Source organism: Kosakonia pseudosacchari (genome assembly GCF_900184035.1).
In the GTDB taxonomy this organism is placed as follows: Bacteria; Pseudomonadota; Gammaproteobacteria; order Enterobacterales; family Enterobacteriaceae; genus Kosakonia; species Kosakonia pseudosacchari.
Genome location: NZ_FXWP01000006.1, coordinates 1 through 14,700, shown reverse-complemented (window position 1 = coordinate 14,700; position 14,700 = coordinate 1). Strand labels below are relative to the sequence as shown.

The following is a 14,700-nucleotide window of genomic DNA, read 5'->3' as shown; positions in this document are numbered from 1 at the left end:
GGCGGGCGCTTATTTTTAAGATTTCAGCCCGCTCTTTAAGAGCCGTAATCTTCGCGGCTCTCGATAAAGGTGAATTTTTATTTGTCCTTCGCTTTCGCCAGCATCGCGCGTATGTTCGCCACGTTAGCCTGACCTTTGTGCATGCGCTCTTCGGCGCTGACCACTTTGCGTTCCTGCTCCCAAATCAGATCGTCTTGCGGTAATTCCAGCAGAAAGCGGCTCGGTTCCGGGCGAACTAACTCGCCATACTGACGGCGCTCTTTGCAGAGGGTGAAAATCAGCTCTTTCTGCGCGCGGGTGATGCCCACATAGGCCAGACGCCGCTCTTCATCGACGTTGTCTTCATCGATACTGCTCTGGTGCGGCAATAACCCCTCTTCCATACCCACCAGGAAAACATAGGGAAATTCAAGACCCTTAGAAGCGTGCAGCGTCATCAACTGCACCTGATCGGATTCGTCGTCGCTCTCGCCACGCTCCATCATGTCGCGCAGGGTAAAGCGTGTCACCACTTCCGCCAGCGTCATCGGTTCATCCAGTTCGCTGCCTTCCAGCATCTCCGTCATCCAGCCGAACAGCGTGTTAACGTTTTTCATACGCATCTCCGCCGCTTTCGGGCTGGCGGAGGTTTCGAACAACCACGATTCATAATCGATGCCGTGAATTAAATCGCGCACCGCTGCGATAGGCTCGCGCTCCGACAAACGTTGTACCTCACCGAGCCAGTGAGTAAAACGCGTCAGCGCGTCATAACCGCGTCCGGTCAGCGTCTGGTTCAGGCCAACGTCGAAGCTGGCGGCAAACAGGCTCTTATTACGCAACATCGCCCATTCACCCAGCTTTTGTAGCGTTGCCGAACCAATTTCACGCTTTGGCGTATTCACAATCCGCAAAAACGCACTGTCATCATCCGTATTGGTCAGCACCCGCAAATAGGCCAGCAGATCTTTGATTTCCGGGCGCGAAAAGAACGAGGTACCGCCGGAAATCTTGTACGGGATGCGGTTTTGCATCAGGAATTTTTCGAATACGCGCGACTGGTGGTTACCGCGATAGAGGATCGCATAATCCTTGTATTCGGTCTTATTCACGAAGTGGTGAGCAATCAGCTCGCCGGTCACGCGCTCGGCTTCATGTTCTTCATGGTTGGCGCTGAGCACTTTCAGCTCCGCACCATAACCCAGCTCGGAGAAGAGGCGTTTTTCAAAAACGTGTGGGTTGTTGGCGATGAGGATATTCGCCGCTTTCAGGATGCGCCCGGAAGAGCGATAGTTTTGCTCCAGCTTAATCACCTGCAATGCCGGAAAATCCTGGCTCAGCAGCACCAGGTTTTGCGGCCGCGCCCCGCGCCAGGAGTAAATCGACTGGTCATCGTCACCCACGACAGTAAAGCGCGCGCGCTGGCCCACTAACAGCTTTACCAGTTCATACTGGCTGGTGTTGGTGTCCTGATATTCATCCACCAGCAGATAACGGATCTTGTTCTGCCAGCGTTCGCGCACCTCTTCGTTTCGCTGTAATAACAGCGTTGGCAGCAGGATCAGGTCGTCGAAATCGAGTACGTTACACGCCTTCATATGGGCGTCGTACAGACCATAGCAGTGGGCAAAAATACGATCGCGTTCACCGTTTGCGCGCGCCGCAGCTTGCGGCGGGGTCAGCAGATCGTTTTTCCAGTTTGAGATCGCAGAGATCAGCTGTTGCAGCACCACTTTGTCATCGTCGATCAGCCCTTCGGTCAGATCTTTTAACAGTGCGAGCTGATCGGTGTCGTCAAACAGGGAAAAGTTAGATTTCATCCCCAACGCGGCGAACTCACGTTTGATGATATTCAGCCCCAGCGTGTGGAACGTAGAGATCATCAACCCGCGCGCCTCTTTGCGCCCCAGCGTCTGCGCAACGCGTTCTTTCATCTCGCGCGCCGCTTTGTTGGTAAAGGTTACCGCCGCGATATGTTTCGCCTGGTAGCCGCAGCCACGGATCAAATGGGCGATTTTATTGGTGATCACGCGTGTTTTACCGGATCCCGCTCCCGCCAGCACCAGGCATGGTCCGGTGACGAATTCAACGGCTTGTTGTTGTCCGGGATTTAAACGCATAAAAGATCACTCAATGAAAAGTCTGGAGGGAAGAAAACGCGTGGTAGTATAGCCAGCCTCAACAACCTCACTCAAGGCACGATCATGGCAAAAACCGCAGCAGCACTGCATATCCTTGTTAAAGAAGAGAAACTGGCGCTGGATCTTCTGGAACAGATCAAAAACGGCGGCGATTTCGAAAAGCTGGCGAAGAAACACTCTATCTGCCCGTCAGGCAAAAAAGGCGGACATTTGGGCGAATTCCGTCAGGGCCAGATGGTTCCCGCGTTCGATAAAGTGGTGTTTTCCTGCCCGGTGCTGGAGCCAACCGGCCCGCTGCACACCCAGTTCGGTTACCACATCATCAAAGTGCTGTACCGCAACTAAAGGTTGAGCCTCTCATCACAGAGAGGCTTTTTTATTTGTGCGATTGCAGCTTCTGCTGCGCGTCATGCTTCATCACATGCATATTGATCGCCGCCTGGAATACTTTGAACATCAGGCCATTAATCAATGTCGCCAGGGTAATGGTAATGAACGCCGTCATTACCCAGTCAATCACTGCGATACCGCTATGCAACAGCGCAGGACGGTACACCAGCATGCCGCCAAACACCGCCCAGTGACTCAGACAATAGAAACACTGAAACAAGTGCCCTATCATCGCGTTCTTTTTCACCGTCCATTCACGAAAAGCCGCAAATAGCTCCGTTTGTGTCAACGTTATTGAAATGCTACTGGCAGCCAGCGCAATCATCAGGCAGGTGGTTAAATCGGCAATCATCGGTGGTGCCCCTTCTCGTTGAAGTAATTAATAAATTCCGCGCCGACATCGTGTAGTGTCAGGTTTTTAAAACGTTCGAGGATCAGCGATTGTGCGTCGGCAAGCGTTGATGACATCACCCGGTTCACCCCTTGTTCAACCAGACACTCAGGGTTTTCATTACGATTGCCCAACGCGAACAACGCAGGCGATCCCAGTGCGATGTAGATGTCGTAGAGTGTGACCAGGCCGGCGGAGCGGCAAAGTCGCCAGCCGCCGTGGTGCCCTTTGGTCGCGCAGACAATCTGCTGTTCCCGTAATCCGGCGAGCAGTTTGCGAATAAACGCCGGGTTACCGTCGATGTATTCAGCCATCTGTTCCGAAGTCATCGGTTTATCGGCCTGTTCCATGTGGAGCAGGATGTGCAACGTCGCGGAGAAGGAGTTATTTATTTTCATGTAACTTACGATATTACATAAAAACAAATTCAACAAGACAGACGGCAAAAAAAGATCGCGTCCATTGCCGCTCATAAAAAAGCCCGGAAGCGCTAACGCCTCCGGGCTTAAACTTTTCAATGAAATTCGGCTTATCGCTACCGAAAGACGATAGGAATTAGCTCGCGACGGCGATACGTTTCATATCCGTCATATAACCGCGCAATTTCTGACCCACTTTCTCAATGGCGTGGCTGCGAATTGCCTCATTCACATCGCGCAGTTGCGCATTATCTACCGCACCTTCGGCAATCGCTTTACCCAGGTCGCCCGTTTGCAGCGTGGTCATGAACTCTTTCAGCAGCGGTACGCAAGCATAAGAGAACAGATAGTTGCCGTACTCTGCGGTATCGGAAATGACCACGTTCATCTCATACAGACGCTTTCGCGCGATGGTGTTGGCAATCAGCGGCAGTTCGTGCAGCGATTCATAGTAAGCGGACTCTTCGATAATGCCGGACGCCACCATGGTTTCGAACGCCAGTTCAACACCCGCTTTCACCATCGCAATCATCAGCACGCCTTTATCAAAGTACTCCTGCTCGCTGATTTTGCCTTCATACTGCGGTGCGGTTTCGAACGCGGATTTACCGGTTTCTTCACGCCAGGTCAGCAGTTTCTTATCGTCATTGGCCCAGTCAGCCATCATGCCGGAAGAGAACTCGCCGGAGATGATATCGTCCATATGTTTCTGGAACAGCGGCGCCATAATGCCTTTCAGCTGTTCTGACAGCGCGTAAGCACGCAGTTTCGCCGGATTGGACAAGCGATCCATCATCAGCGTAATACCACCCTGTTTCAGCGCTTCGGTGATGGTTTCCCAGCCGAACTGAATCAGTTTTTCTGCGTAAGCCGGGTCAGTACCTTCCGCCACCAGCTTGTCGAAACACAGCAGGGAACCCGCCTGCAGCATGCCGCAGAGGATGGTCTGCTCGCCCATCAGGTCAGATTTCACTTCCGCAACAAAAGAGGACTCCAGAACGCCCGCACGGTGACCACCGGTTGCCGCAGCCCAGGCTTTAGCAATCGCCATCCCTTCGCCTTTCGGGTCGTTTTCCGGGTGGACAGCGATCAGGGTCGGAACACCGAAACCACGTTTGTACTCTTCACGAACTTCCGTGCCAGGACACTTCGGTGCCACCATCACGACAGTGATGTCTTTACGGATCTGCTCACCCACTTCCACGATGTTGAAACCGTGAGAGTAGCCCAGCGCCGCGCCGTCTTTCATCAGCGGCTGCACGGCACGCACGACGTCAGAGTGCTGTTTGTCCGGCGTCAGGTTCACGACCAGGTCCGCCTGCGGGATCAGCTCTTCATAAGTGCCAACTTTAAAACCGTTTTCGGTCGCTTTGCGCCAGGACGCGCGTTTCTCCGCAATCGCTTCTTTACGCAGCGCGTAAGCGATATCCAGACCGGAGTCGCGCATGTTCAGGCCCTGGTTCAGCCCTTGGGCGCCGCAGCCGACGATGACCACTTTTTTACCCTGAAGGTAGCTTGCGCCATCGGCAAATTCGTCACGCGCCATGAAGCGGCATTTGCCCAGCTGCGCCAGCTGCTGGCGCAGGTTCAGTGTATTAAAGTAGTTAGCCATTTGAGACCTCGTCGTGTGATGTTGTGTTGTGCCGTTCTTTTTTGCGCTAACGCTTTAGGTTTTCTGTTGCGCAAATTATTCAGGGCAATATTTATTGTTCAGTTCGCTGATAAGCGAGATTGAACCCACTATATGACAGGAAATGCGTTGCTTAAATTGATATATTAACAATGTCACATTGCAATTTTTGCAATGTAAATTTGTGGAGTCTGTCTCATGGATTTACGCGATCTGAAAACGTTCCTGCATCTGGCCGAAAGCCGCCATTTTGGCCGCAGCGCGCGCGCCATGCATGTCAGCCCTTCCACGCTTTCACGGCAAATCCAACGGCTGGAAGAAGATCTCGGACAGCCGCTGTTTGTGCGCGATAACCGTACCGTCACGCTGACAGAAGCGGGTGAAGAGCTGCGTGTTTTCGCGCAACAAACGTTATTGCAGTATCAGCAATTGCGCCACACCATCGACCAGCAAGGCCCGTCGCTCTCCGGCGAGCTGCATCTTTTCTGTTCCGTTACTGCGGCTTATAGCCACTTGCCGCCGATTCTCGATCGTTTTCGCGCGGAACATCCGTCGGTAGAGATCAAACTCACCACCGGCGATGCCGCCGATGCGATGGAAAAAGTGGTCACCGGCGAAGCGGATCTGGCCATTGCCGGGAAACCGGAAACGCTGCCCGGCGCGGTAGCGTTTTCAATGCTGGAAAACCTGGCCGTGGTGCTGATAGCACCTGCGCTTCCCTGCCCGGTGCGTAACCAGGTTTCGCAGCCCGAACCAGACTGGTCCACCGTGCCGTTTATCATGGCCGATCAGGGCCCGGTGCGCCGCCGTATCGAGCTATGGTTCCGCCGTCATAAAATCAGCAACCCGTCAATTTACGCCACCGTCGGCGGCCACGAAGCAATGGTGTCGATGGTCGCGCTCGGTTGCGGCGTGGCGCTCATCCCGGAAGTGGTGCTGGAAAACAGCCCGGAGCCAGTGCGCAACCGCGTGATGATCCTTGAACGCAGTGATGAGAAAACGCCATTTGAGCTTGGCGTCTGTGTACAAAAAAAGCGGCTCTATGAGCCGCTTATTGATGCGTTCTGGAAAATCCTGCCAAACAACTAACCGGCAAGGAAAAAGCGGAACGCCGGGTTATGCGTTTCGTCGTGGCATTCGTAACCCAGCTCGTTGAGCCGGGTTTCGAAATCCGGTTCATGCTCGCCCAGTTCGAACGCCGCCAGAACGCGCCCATAATCAGTGCCGTGGCTGCGGTAATGGAACAATGAAATATTCCAGTGCGTACCGAGCGTATGCAGGAACTTCAGCAGCGCACCCGGCGATTCCGGGAACTCAAAACTGTACAGACGTTCACGCAGCGGTTTCGACGGTCGTCCCCCCACCATGTAACGCACATGCAGTTTCGCCATCTCGTCATCGGAAAGATCCACCACGCTGTAACCGCCTTCGTGCAGCAGATCGAGGATCTCTTTACGCTCCTCCAGCCCCCGGCTTAACCGCACGCCGACAAAAATGCAGGCATCTTTGGCATCGGCAAAGCGATAGTTAAACTCGGTCACAGAGCGCCCGCCCAACAACTGACAAAACTTCAGGAAGCTACCTTTCTCTTCCGGAATGGTCACCGCCAGCAGCGCTTCACGCTGCTCGCCCAACTCGCAACGCTCAGAAACATAACGCAAGCCGTGGAAATTGACGTTTGCGCCAGAAAGCACATGCGCCAGCCGCTCGCCGCGAATGTTGTGTTTGGCGATATATTTTTTCATTCCTGCCAGCGCCAGCGCGCCAGACGGTTCCGCGACGGCGCGAACATCTTCGAACAAATCTTTCATCGCCGCGCAAATCGCATCGCTATCCACGGTGATGATATCGTCGAGATACTCTTTGCACAGACGGAAGGTTTCGTTACCGATACGTTTTACCGCCACGCCTTCGGCAAACAAGCCCACGCGCGGTAACTCGACCGGATGACCTGCATCCAGTGCCGCTTTCAGGCACGCGGAGTCTTCCGCTTCCACGGCAATCACTTTGATTTGCGGCATCAGTTGTTTAATCAACACCGCCACGCCCGCCGCTAAACCGCCGCCGCCGACCGGCACAAAAACGCGATCAATGTGTGCGTCCTGTTGCAGCAATTCCAGCGCCAGCGTACCCTGCCCGGCGATTACCATCGGGTGATCAAACGGCGGCACAAAGGTGAAACCTTGTTGTTCGGCCAGTTCAATGGCTTTCGCTTTCGCTTCGTCAAAGTTGGCGCCATGCAACAGCACTTCGCCACCAAAGCCGCGCACCGCATCCACTTTGATATCCGCCGTGGCGACAGGCATTACAATCAGCGATTTGATACCCAGACGCGTCGATGACATTGCCACGCCCTGCGCATGATTGCCCGCAGAAGCCGTAATCACACCATGCGCTTTTTGCTCAGGCGTCAGCCCGGCAATCATCGCGTACGCGCCACGCAGCTTAAAGCTGTGCACCGGCTGGCGATCTTCGCGCTTCACCAGGATCACATTGTCGAGACGCGAAGAGAGCTTCTCCATTTTTTGCAGCGGCGTTACCTGCGCCGCTTCGTAAACCGGCGCACGCAGCACCGCTCTCAGATATTCCGCTCCTTCGGGAGCGGCTGAGAGGGGTTGGGATTCGGCCATCATTAACCCCCAAGTTTGGATTTATCGCGAACCGCGCCTTTATCCGCACTGGTCGCGAGACTGGCATAAGCGCGCAGCGCGAAGGAGACCTGACGTTCACGGTCAACCGGCGTCCAGGCTTTATCGCCGCGGGCTTCCTGCGCTTCACGACGTGCCGCCAGTTCGCGATCGCTCAGTTGCAGTTGAATGCTACGGCTCGGGATATCGATAGCGATGATATCGCCATCTTCAATCAGGCCAATATTGCCGCCGCTTGCCGCTTCCGGGGAAACGTGACCGATAGATAAACCCGATGTGCCGCCGGAGAAACGCCCGTCGGTGATCAGCGCACACGCTTTGCCGAGCCCCATTGATTTCAGGAAGCTGGTTGGGTAGAGCATTTCCTGCATCCCCGGCCCGCCTTTCGGCCCTTCGTAACGAATCACCACCACGTCCCCTGCGACAACTTTGCCGCCGAGAATGGCGTCCACCGCTGCGTCCTGGCTTTCGTACACTTTCGCCGGACCGGTGAATGTCAGGTTGCTGTCATCAACGCCTGCGGTTTTGACGATACAGCCGTTTTCCGCAAAGTTGCCGTACAGCACGGCCAGACCGCCGTCCTGGCTGTAGGCGTGCTCCAGCGAACGGATGCAGCCTTCAGCGCGATCGTCATCCAGCGTGTCCCAGCGGCAGTTTTGTGAGAACGCTTGCGTGGTGCGGATGCCTGCCGGGCCTGCGCGGAACATGGTTTTCACCGCGTCGTCTTTGGTCAGCATCACGTCGTACTGCTCAAGGGTTTGCGGCAGCGTCAGACCGAGTACGTTTTTCACATCCCGGTTCAACAAATTAGCGCGATCCAGCTCACCCAGAATGCCCAGCACGCCACCGGCGCGGTGTACATCCTCCATATGGTATTTCTGCGTACTCGGCGCGACTTTACACAGCTGCGGAACTTTGCGGGACAGTTTATCGATGTCACTCATGGTGAAATCAATCTCCGCTTCCTGCGCGGCAGCCAGCAAGTGCAGAACGGTGTTAGTAGAGCCACCCATGGCGATATCCAGCGTCATGGCGTTCTCAAACGCCGCTTTACTGGCGATGGAACGCGGCAGTGCGCTGGTATCATCCTGCTCGTAATAGCGTTTGGTCAGCTCAACAATACGTTTGCCCGCGTTGATAAACAGCTCTTTACGGTCAGCGTGGGTCGCCAGCAGCGAGCCGTTACCCGGCTGCGACAGCCCCAGCGCTTCGGTCAGACAGTTCATCGAGTTGGCGGTGAACATGCCGGAGCAGGAGCCGCAAGTTGGGCAGGCGGAGCGCTCTACCTGTTCGCTCTGATCGTCAGAGACTTTCGGGTCTGCGCCCTGAATCATGGCATCCACCAGATCGAGTTTGATTATCTGGTTGGAAAGTTTGGTTTTCCCGGCTTCCATCGGGCCGCCGGAGACGAAAATCACCGGAATATTCAACCGCAGAGAAGCCATCAGCATCCCCGGGGTAATTTTGTCGCAGTTGGAAATACACACCATCGCATCAGCGCAGTGGGCATTGACCATGTATTCAACGGAATCGGCAATCAGCTCGCGGGAAGGCAGTGAGTAAAGCATGCCGCCGTGGCCCATGGCGATGCCATCATCAACGGCGATGGTGTTGAACTCTTTCGCCACGCCGCCTGCGGCTTCGATTTGCTCCGCAACCAGCTTACCGAGATCGCGCAGGTGAACGTGGCCCGGCACGAACTGGGTAAACGAGTTCACGACAGCGATAATCGGCTTGCCGAAATCGGCGTCGGTCATCCCGGTTGCGCGCCACAGCGCGCGGGCACCCGCCATATTGCGCCCGTGGGTGGTGGTGGCGGAACGGTACTTAGGCATGCTCTTTTACTCCCGTCTATCTTGTCGATGGGGTGGTGCGTGCCATCCCATATTTATTTGCGATACCCTAAAAATTCGGGTTGTAGGGAGGCGGCAAGCGAGCGAATCCCCGGGAGCTTACCGAAGTAAGTGACGGGGATGAACGATTGCGGCCAACACACCTACAACCTGAAGTATGACGGGTATTTATGGATTAACTTGATCCAACCAGCCCCACTTATCTTCCGTTTCACCGGTAAAGAGGCCAAAGAATGCTTGCTGAATACGTTTGGTGACCGGGCCGCAACGACCTTCGCCCACCTGAATGCCGTCGACACTGCGCACCGGCGTGATTTCCGCTGCGGTACCGGACATAAATACTTCATCCGCCAGATACAGCGATTCACGGGACAGCACCTGCTCACGAACTTCGATGTTCAGCTCTTTCGCCAGCTTGATGATCGCATCGCGGGTGATACCCGGCAGGGCAGAGGAGGTAAACGGCGGCGTGAACAGGATGCCATCTTTTACTTCAAACAGGTTTTCGCCCGCACCTTCAGAGATGTAGCCGTTCACGTCCAGCGCGATCCCTTCCTGGTAGCCATGGCGGCGGGCTTCGCTGCCCACAAGCAGGGAAGAGAGGTAGTTACCGCCCGCTTTTGCGGCTGTCGGGATGGTGTTCGGCGCAACACGATTCCAGGAAGAAACCATCGCGTCGATCCCCTGATCCAGCGCTTCCGCACCGAGGTAAGCGCCCCACGGGAACGCGGCGATGATCACATCAGTGGTGTAGCCCGCAGGAGGGTTAACGCCCATGCCAACATCGCCCACAAACACCAGCGGACGAATATAGGCGCTGGTCAGATTGTTTTTGCGGATCACTGCGCGGCAGGCTTCCATCAGCTCATCCACGCTCTGAGATACCGGGAAACGATAGATTTTGGCGGAATCGCGCAGACGCTGCATATGTTCACGATGGCGGAAGACTACCGGACCTTTATGCGAGTCATAGCAACGGATACCTTCAAACACGGAAGTACCGTAATGCAGCGCGTGGGACATTACATGGACTTTTGCATCTTCCCAACGAACCATCTCGCCATTAGACCAAATGTAGTCTGCTTTTTTCGTCGTCATTATTCTTCCTTTTGCGCTTACGCGCGGATTTGTTGTGATTGTGATGATGTGGCACGCTGGCGGATATCAACCCGGGCAACGTCAACAAGTTTGCTTAACTGGCTAAACAGTAATTCGACAGGCCGCGGGCTGGCAACGGTCAATTCGATATTTATATTCCGCGCATCACTGGCGGTTTCCATATTCATCGCACATACCTGAAAGCCACGGTGACGCACCACGCGCAGCACGCGTTCTAACGTTTCAGGATTGAAGCGGGCCTCAACGGCGACCTGATGTTGCATCATGATAATTTCTCCAGCATTTGTGAGTTACTGGCGCCGGGCGGCACCAGTGGCCAGACATTCTCAAGTTCATCAATTGAGACATGAAGCAGGTATGGCCCTGGGCTCGTGAGCATCGTGTCGAGTGCCGCTTCAACCTGGTCTTTTCGGGTGATGTGCTGGCCGGGGATGCCGAAAGCGCTGGCCAGCGTGAGGAAATCGGGGTTATCAGTCAGGGTGGTTTCGCTATAACGCTCGTTGAAGAATAACTGCTGCCACTGGCGAACCATCCCTAAACGCTGGTTGTCCAGTAAGACAATCTTCAGCGGTAATTGCTTACGTTTAACGGTGCCGAGCTCCTGAACATTCATCATGAAGGAGCCGTCACCGGAGATACAAATTACCGTATCGTCCGGGCGGGCAACCTGCGCGCCAACGGCGGCGGGCAGACCGAAGCCCATCGTACCTAATCCACTGGACGTGATGAAATTTTCCGGGCGGCTGAAACACAAATGTTGCGCCGCCCACATTTGATGTTGACCCACGTCGGTAGTGACCACGCTGTTTTCCGGCTTGCGATCGGAGAGCTGTTTTAATAACAACGGCGCATAAATAGCCTCACCCGGATGATCATAACGCCAGGCATGTTCACGACGCAGGTCCGCGCTGTATTGACGCCACGCATCAATTGCCAGCGGCTGTTGTAGCGCAGGCAGCAGAGCATTTAAATCGCCCTGCAACGCAACGTTCGCCTGGCGCAGTTTGCTCATTTCCGCCGGATCGATATCCATATGGATCACTTTGGCGTTCGGGGCGAAGGTATTCAGCTTACCGGTCACGCGATCGTCAAAGCGGGCACCAACGGCAATCAGCAAGTCACACTCCTGCACGGCGAAATTCGCGGCTTTCGTACCGTGCATCCCCAGCATGCCGAGATAGTAAGCATAATCAGTTTCCACCGCGCCCAGCCCTTTCAGCGTGCAAGTGATCGGCATTTGCGTCACGCTCAGAAACGCACGCAGCGCCGGAACCGCCTGCGCCATGCCCACACCGCCGCCAACGTACAGCATCGGTTTTGTTGCCTGCGAAAGCATCTGCACGGCCTGTTTAACTTCAGCCTGCGGGAAAGAGTGCTCATCGTCGACGGTCGCTAACCAGGGTTCCAGTTCGCCTTCAGCCAGCTGGATGTCTTTCGGAATATCCACCAGAACCGGACCTGGGCGACCGGAATTCGCCACGTAGAACGCCTCAGCCATGACTCGCGGTAACTCTTCCAGCGATTCAACCAGGAAGCTGTGCTTGGTGCAGGCCAGGGATAAACCGAGTACGTCTACTTCCTGAAACGCGTCGGTACCGATAAGCGGGGCAGCAACCTGGCCGGTGATGGCAACAACCGGGACGGAATCTAATAACGCATCAGCAAGACCGGTGATCAGGTTCGTCGCGCCCGGGCCGGAAGTGGCGATGCAAACGCCGGTTTTACCGGTAGCGCGAGCATAGCCAATAGCGGCCATCGCCGCGCCCTGCTCGTGCCGGCAAAGTAGGTGTTCCACGCCGCCGTCATACAATGCATCGTAAACCGGCATAATTGCGCCGCCCGGATAGCCGAAGACGATATCGACTTTCTGCGCTCGCAACGCATGTACTACCCACTGTGCCCCATTCATAGTCAGTTCCCCGCCGGATATCGGGAGAAACAGAATTTTGTGCTACTACTCATTCTCTGCTCCTCGTTTATGTTTTTAGGTCATAAAAAAACCCCCGGACCTTTCGGTGCGGGGGTCTTAGTTCGTTAAGGCTTGTTTTTTAAGCCTTTCCTCGTCCAAGTGCAGCCCCGCACGGTGGGATAATAATCACCACCACGCTAATCACGACCAGGCTAATCACTCGTAGAAGGGCTTTCATTTGTGTTCGTTCTTGCTTCATGTTCGAAGGAATGCCTAAAGAGGTAACACAGATTTAAGACAAGAAACAAGAAAAATTTATGACGCAATTTGCGGTTGCCCCGACAAAATGACAAAAAATGTTTGTTTTTTATAGAGAAAAGTCTTGGTGAAAATTTCTCACGTTTTGGAGGCGTAATACAACGCTGCGATCACCATTCCAACCCAATGAAAAAAGCGACTAATTGCAGTGAAATTCAGGAAATGTGCGCGCAAAAACAATGTTTCGATAATGAAAAGCAATAACCAAAACAGATAATGTCTGCGAAAAGGAGAGCCTATGGCATTGTCTGTAATTTTTACGCGAGCGGCGTTAGGCGTGACAGCCCCCCTGGTCACCGTTGAAGTGCATATCAGTAATGGGCTACCGGGGCTGACTATTGTTGGGCTACCGGAAACCACCGTTAAAGAAGCACGCGATCGTGTTCGTAGCGCCATTATCAATAGCGGGTATGAATTCCCGGCAAAAAGGATCACGATCAACCTGGCACCCGCGGATCTGCCCAAAGAAGGTGGACGATACGATTTACCCATCGCTATCGCGCTTCTGTCCGCTTCTGAGCAGCTAACAGCATCAGAACTGAGTCGTTATGAGTTTGTCGGCGAACTTGCCCTTACAGGCGCTTTACGTGGGGTCCCCGGTGCCATCTCTTCTGTCATTGAAGCGGTCAAAGCCAACAGACGCATCGTTATTGCCAGAGAAAACGAAGCTGAAGCGAGCCTTACGGAAACGCAGGAGTGTCTGGTCGCCGACCATTTACAGGAAGTGTGCGCGTTTCTGGAAGGAAAACAGGCACTACCTTCGCCTGCCCCCTTTTGCAGCAACCAGGAAGCCTACAGCGAGGATTTAAGCGATGTTATTGGACAGGAACAAGGGAAGCGCGCACTGGAAATCACAGCGGCAGGTGGACATAACCTGTTGTTAATCGGACCACCGGGCACGGGCAAGACCATGCTGGCCAGTCGGCTGGGGGGATTGCTGCCACCATTGAACAACCAGGAAGCGCTGGAGAGCGCGGCCATTATGAGCGTGGTAAATTCAGCGGTACTCTCTCGCCACTGGCGCAGACGCCCATTCAGAGCGCCGCATCACAGTGCTTCACTAGCGGCGCTGGTTGGCGGCGGCTCCATACCAGCCCCGGGCGAGATTTCGCTGGCGCATAATGGCGTTCTGTTTCTGGATGAATTACCGGAATTTGAACGCCGCGTGCTGGATGCACTCCGCGAACCTATCGAATCAGGACAAATCCATCTCTCGCGGGCAAGGGCGAAAGTTACTTATCCCGCACGTTTCCAGTTAATCGCCGCCATGAACCCGAGTCCGACAGGGCATTACCAGGGAAATCATAACCGCTCGACACCGGAGCAAACGCTGCGCTATTTGGGAAAGTTATCAGGCCCTTTTCTCGATCGCTTCGATCTGTCGCTCGAGATCCCCCTGCTTGCACCGGGGTCGATGAGTCAGCCACAGCATAAAAGTGAAAGCAGTGGAACAGTACGCTTACGGGTTATTCAGGCCCAGGCACGACAATATCAGCGGCAGAATAAACTTAACGCGCGTCTGGACAGCAGCGAAACGAAACAGCTTTGTATACTGACCAGAGAAGATGGGGCCTGGCTGGAAGAGACGTTAACACGTCTGGGATTGTCGGTACGTGCCTGGCAACGCCTGCTGAGAGTTGCACGAACGATAGCCGATCTCGAAGAAGAGCCCGCGATCCAGCGCGCGCACCTGCAGGAAGCATTAGGTTATCGAGCAATCGACAGATTACTGATTCACCTACAAAAGATGCTGATGTAAAAAAAGGGGCCTTAGCCCTGAGGGATCCCCAGAAACATCATTAATACACCATGATGATGTTTCGATAGACCCTCGCTATATCGGCGTATACCCTGTCGGGGTTCATCCCCGACAGGAGCCCCGGCGACTGCCGGATGACATTTT

At 54.6% G+C, this 14,700-nt stretch carries 14 protein-coding genes; 3 read left to right on the top strand and 11 right to left on the bottom strand.

Annotated features, from left to right (window positions below; translation table 11 throughout):
* Positions 1-77 precede the first annotated feature (77 nt).
* Positions 78-2,099, bottom strand: coding sequence for a DNA helicase Rep (rep, locus tag BN2591_RS01310; RefSeq protein ID WP_086868426.1), 2,022 nt, complete (start codon positions 2,097-2,099; stop codon positions 78-80).
* 84 nt (positions 2,100-2,183) lie between these two features.
* Here rep and ppiC point away from each other — a divergent pair, with 84 nt between their 5' ends.
* Entirely contained in the window at positions 2,184-2,465 is a 282-nt protein-coding gene (ppiC, locus tag BN2591_RS01305; RefSeq protein ID WP_001140255.1) for a peptidylprolyl isomerase PpiC, read from the top strand.
* 31 nt (positions 2,466-2,496) lie between these two features.
* Here the strand turns inward: ppiC and BN2591_RS01300 are convergent, their stop codons facing one another.
* The 3 genes from BN2591_RS01300 to ilvC all read right to left on the bottom strand — a co-directional run bounded on the left by BN2591_RS01300 (position 2,497) and on the right by ilvC (position 4,932).
* The gene (locus tag BN2591_RS01300) at positions 2,497-2,862 is read right to left on the bottom strand and encodes a DUF1360 domain-containing protein (protein ID WP_086868424.1); all 366 of its coding nucleotides are present in this window, start codon (positions 2,860-2,862) and stop codon (positions 2,497-2,499) included.
* Positions 2,859-3,299 (bottom strand): RrF2 family transcriptional regulator, encoded by a 441-nt coding sequence (locus BN2591_RS01295; protein WP_086868529.1) that lies wholly within the window; start codon positions 3,297-3,299, stop codon positions 2,859-2,861. Before BN2591_RS01295 ends, BN2591_RS01300 begins: the two co-directional genes overlap by 4 nt.
* A 157-nt stretch (positions 3,300-3,456) precedes the next feature.
* Positions 3,457-4,932, bottom strand: a complete 1,476-nt coding sequence (ilvC, locus tag BN2591_RS01290; protein WP_086868422.1) for a ketol-acid reductoisomerase — start codon at positions 4,930-4,932, stop codon at positions 3,457-3,459.
* Between the two features lie 216 nt (positions 4,933-5,148).
* On the opposite strand from ilvC, the gene ilvY reads away from it, so the two are divergent.
* Positions 5,149-6,039 (top strand): HTH-type transcriptional activator IlvY, encoded by an 891-nt coding sequence (gene ilvY / locus BN2591_RS01285; protein WP_020455991.1) that lies wholly within the window; start codon positions 5,149-5,151, stop codon positions 6,037-6,039.
* Here ilvY and ilvA read toward each other — a convergent pair.
* The 7 genes from ilvA to ilvL all read right to left on the bottom strand — a co-directional run bounded on the left by ilvA (position 6,036) and on the right by ilvL (position 12,717).
* Positions 6,036-7,580: a threonine ammonia-lyase, biosynthetic gene (gene ilvA / locus BN2591_RS01280; RefSeq protein ID WP_086868527.1), complete on the bottom strand. Its 1,545-nt coding sequence runs from the start codon at positions 7,578-7,580 to the stop codon at positions 6,036-6,038. The two genes, ilvY and ilvA, sit on opposite strands and share 4 nt — an antisense overlap.
* A gap of 2 nt (positions 7,581-7,582) precedes the next feature.
* On the bottom strand, positions 7,583-9,433 hold the full coding sequence (gene ilvD / locus BN2591_RS01275) for a dihydroxy-acid dehydratase (protein WP_086868421.1): 1,851 nt from the start codon (positions 9,431-9,433) through the stop codon (positions 7,583-7,585).
* A gap of 186 nt (positions 9,434-9,619) precedes the next feature.
* The gene (locus BN2591_RS01270; protein WP_020455988.1) at positions 9,620-10,549 is read right to left on the bottom strand and encodes a branched-chain amino acid transaminase; all 930 of its coding nucleotides are present in this window, start codon (positions 10,547-10,549) and stop codon (positions 9,620-9,622) included.
* Between the two features lie 17 nt (positions 10,550-10,566).
* Positions 10,567-10,836: an acetolactate synthase 2 small subunit gene (gene ilvM, locus BN2591_RS01265; RefSeq protein ID WP_017459702.1), complete on the bottom strand. Its 270-nt coding sequence runs from the start codon at positions 10,834-10,836 to the stop codon at positions 10,567-10,569.
* Positions 10,833-12,479, bottom strand: a complete 1,647-nt coding sequence (ilvG, locus tag BN2591_RS01260; protein WP_086868419.1) for an acetolactate synthase 2 catalytic subunit — start codon at positions 12,477-12,479, stop codon at positions 10,833-10,835. Before ilvG ends, ilvM begins: the two co-directional genes overlap by 4 nt.
* Before the next feature lie 2 nt (positions 12,480-12,481).
* A complete protein-coding gene (ilvX, locus tag BN2591_RS24950; RefSeq protein ID WP_202819293.1) occupies positions 12,482-12,532 on the bottom strand; it encodes a peptide IlvX in 51 nt (16 codons plus the stop codon).
* 86 nt (positions 12,533-12,618) lie between these two features.
* Complete coding sequence (ilvL, locus tag BN2591_RS01255) at positions 12,619-12,717, bottom strand: ilv operon leader peptide (protein ID WP_015966468.1); 99 nt, start codon at positions 12,715-12,717, stop codon at positions 12,619-12,621.
* Between the two features lie 318 nt (positions 12,718-13,035).
* Here ilvL and BN2591_RS01250 point away from each other — a divergent pair, with 318 nt between their 5' ends.
* The gene (locus tag BN2591_RS01250) at positions 13,036-14,556 is read left to right on the top strand and encodes a YifB family Mg chelatase-like AAA ATPase (RefSeq protein ID WP_086868417.1); all 1,521 of its coding nucleotides are present in this window, start codon (positions 13,036-13,038) and stop codon (positions 14,554-14,556) included.
* Positions 14,557-14,700: the final 144 nt, after the last annotated feature.

Bases quoted from the DNA above. Each gene is read 5' to 3' on its own strand.
- rep (WP_086868426.1), bottom strand. From the start codon at position 2,099: ATGCGTTTAAATCCCGGACAACAACAAGCCGTTGAATTCGTCACCGGA.
- ppiC (WP_001140255.1), top strand. From the start codon at position 2,184: ATGGCAAAAACCGCAGCAGCACTGCATATCCTTGTTAAAGAAGAGAAA.
- BN2591_RS01300 (WP_086868424.1), bottom strand. From the start codon at position 2,862: ATGATTGCCGATTTAACCACCTGCCTGATGATTGCGCTGGCTGCCAGT.
- BN2591_RS01295 (WP_086868529.1), bottom strand. From the start codon at position 3,299: ATGAAAATAAATAACTCCTTCTCCGCGACGTTGCACATCCTGCTCCAC.
- ilvC (WP_086868422.1), bottom strand. From the start codon at position 4,932: ATGGCTAACTACTTTAATACACTGAACCTGCGCCAGCAGCTGGCGCAG.
- ilvY (WP_020455991.1), top strand. From the start codon at position 5,149: ATGGATTTACGCGATCTGAAAACGTTCCTGCATCTGGCCGAAAGCCGC.
- ilvA (WP_086868527.1), bottom strand. From the start codon at position 7,580: ATGGCCGAATCCCAACCCCTCTCAGCCGCTCCCGAAGGAGCGGAATAT.
- ilvD (WP_086868421.1), bottom strand. From the start codon at position 9,433: ATGCCTAAGTACCGTTCCGCCACCACCACCCACGGGCGCAATATGGCG.
- BN2591_RS01270 (WP_020455988.1), bottom strand. From the start codon at position 10,549: ATGACGACGAAAAAAGCAGACTACATTTGGTCTAATGGCGAGATGGTT.
- ilvM (WP_017459702.1), bottom strand. From the start codon at position 10,836: ATGATGCAACATCAGGTCGCCGTTGAGGCCCGCTTCAATCCTGAAACG.
- ilvG (WP_086868419.1), bottom strand. From the start codon at position 12,479: ATGAATGGGGCACAGTGGGTAGTACATGCGTTGCGAGCGCAGAAAGTC.
- ilvL (WP_015966468.1), bottom strand. From the start codon at position 12,717: ATGAAAGCCCTTCTACGAGTGATTAGCCTGGTCGTGATTAGCGTGGTG.
- BN2591_RS01250 (WP_086868417.1), top strand. From the start codon at position 13,036: ATGGCATTGTCTGTAATTTTTACGCGAGCGGCGTTAGGCGTGACAGCC.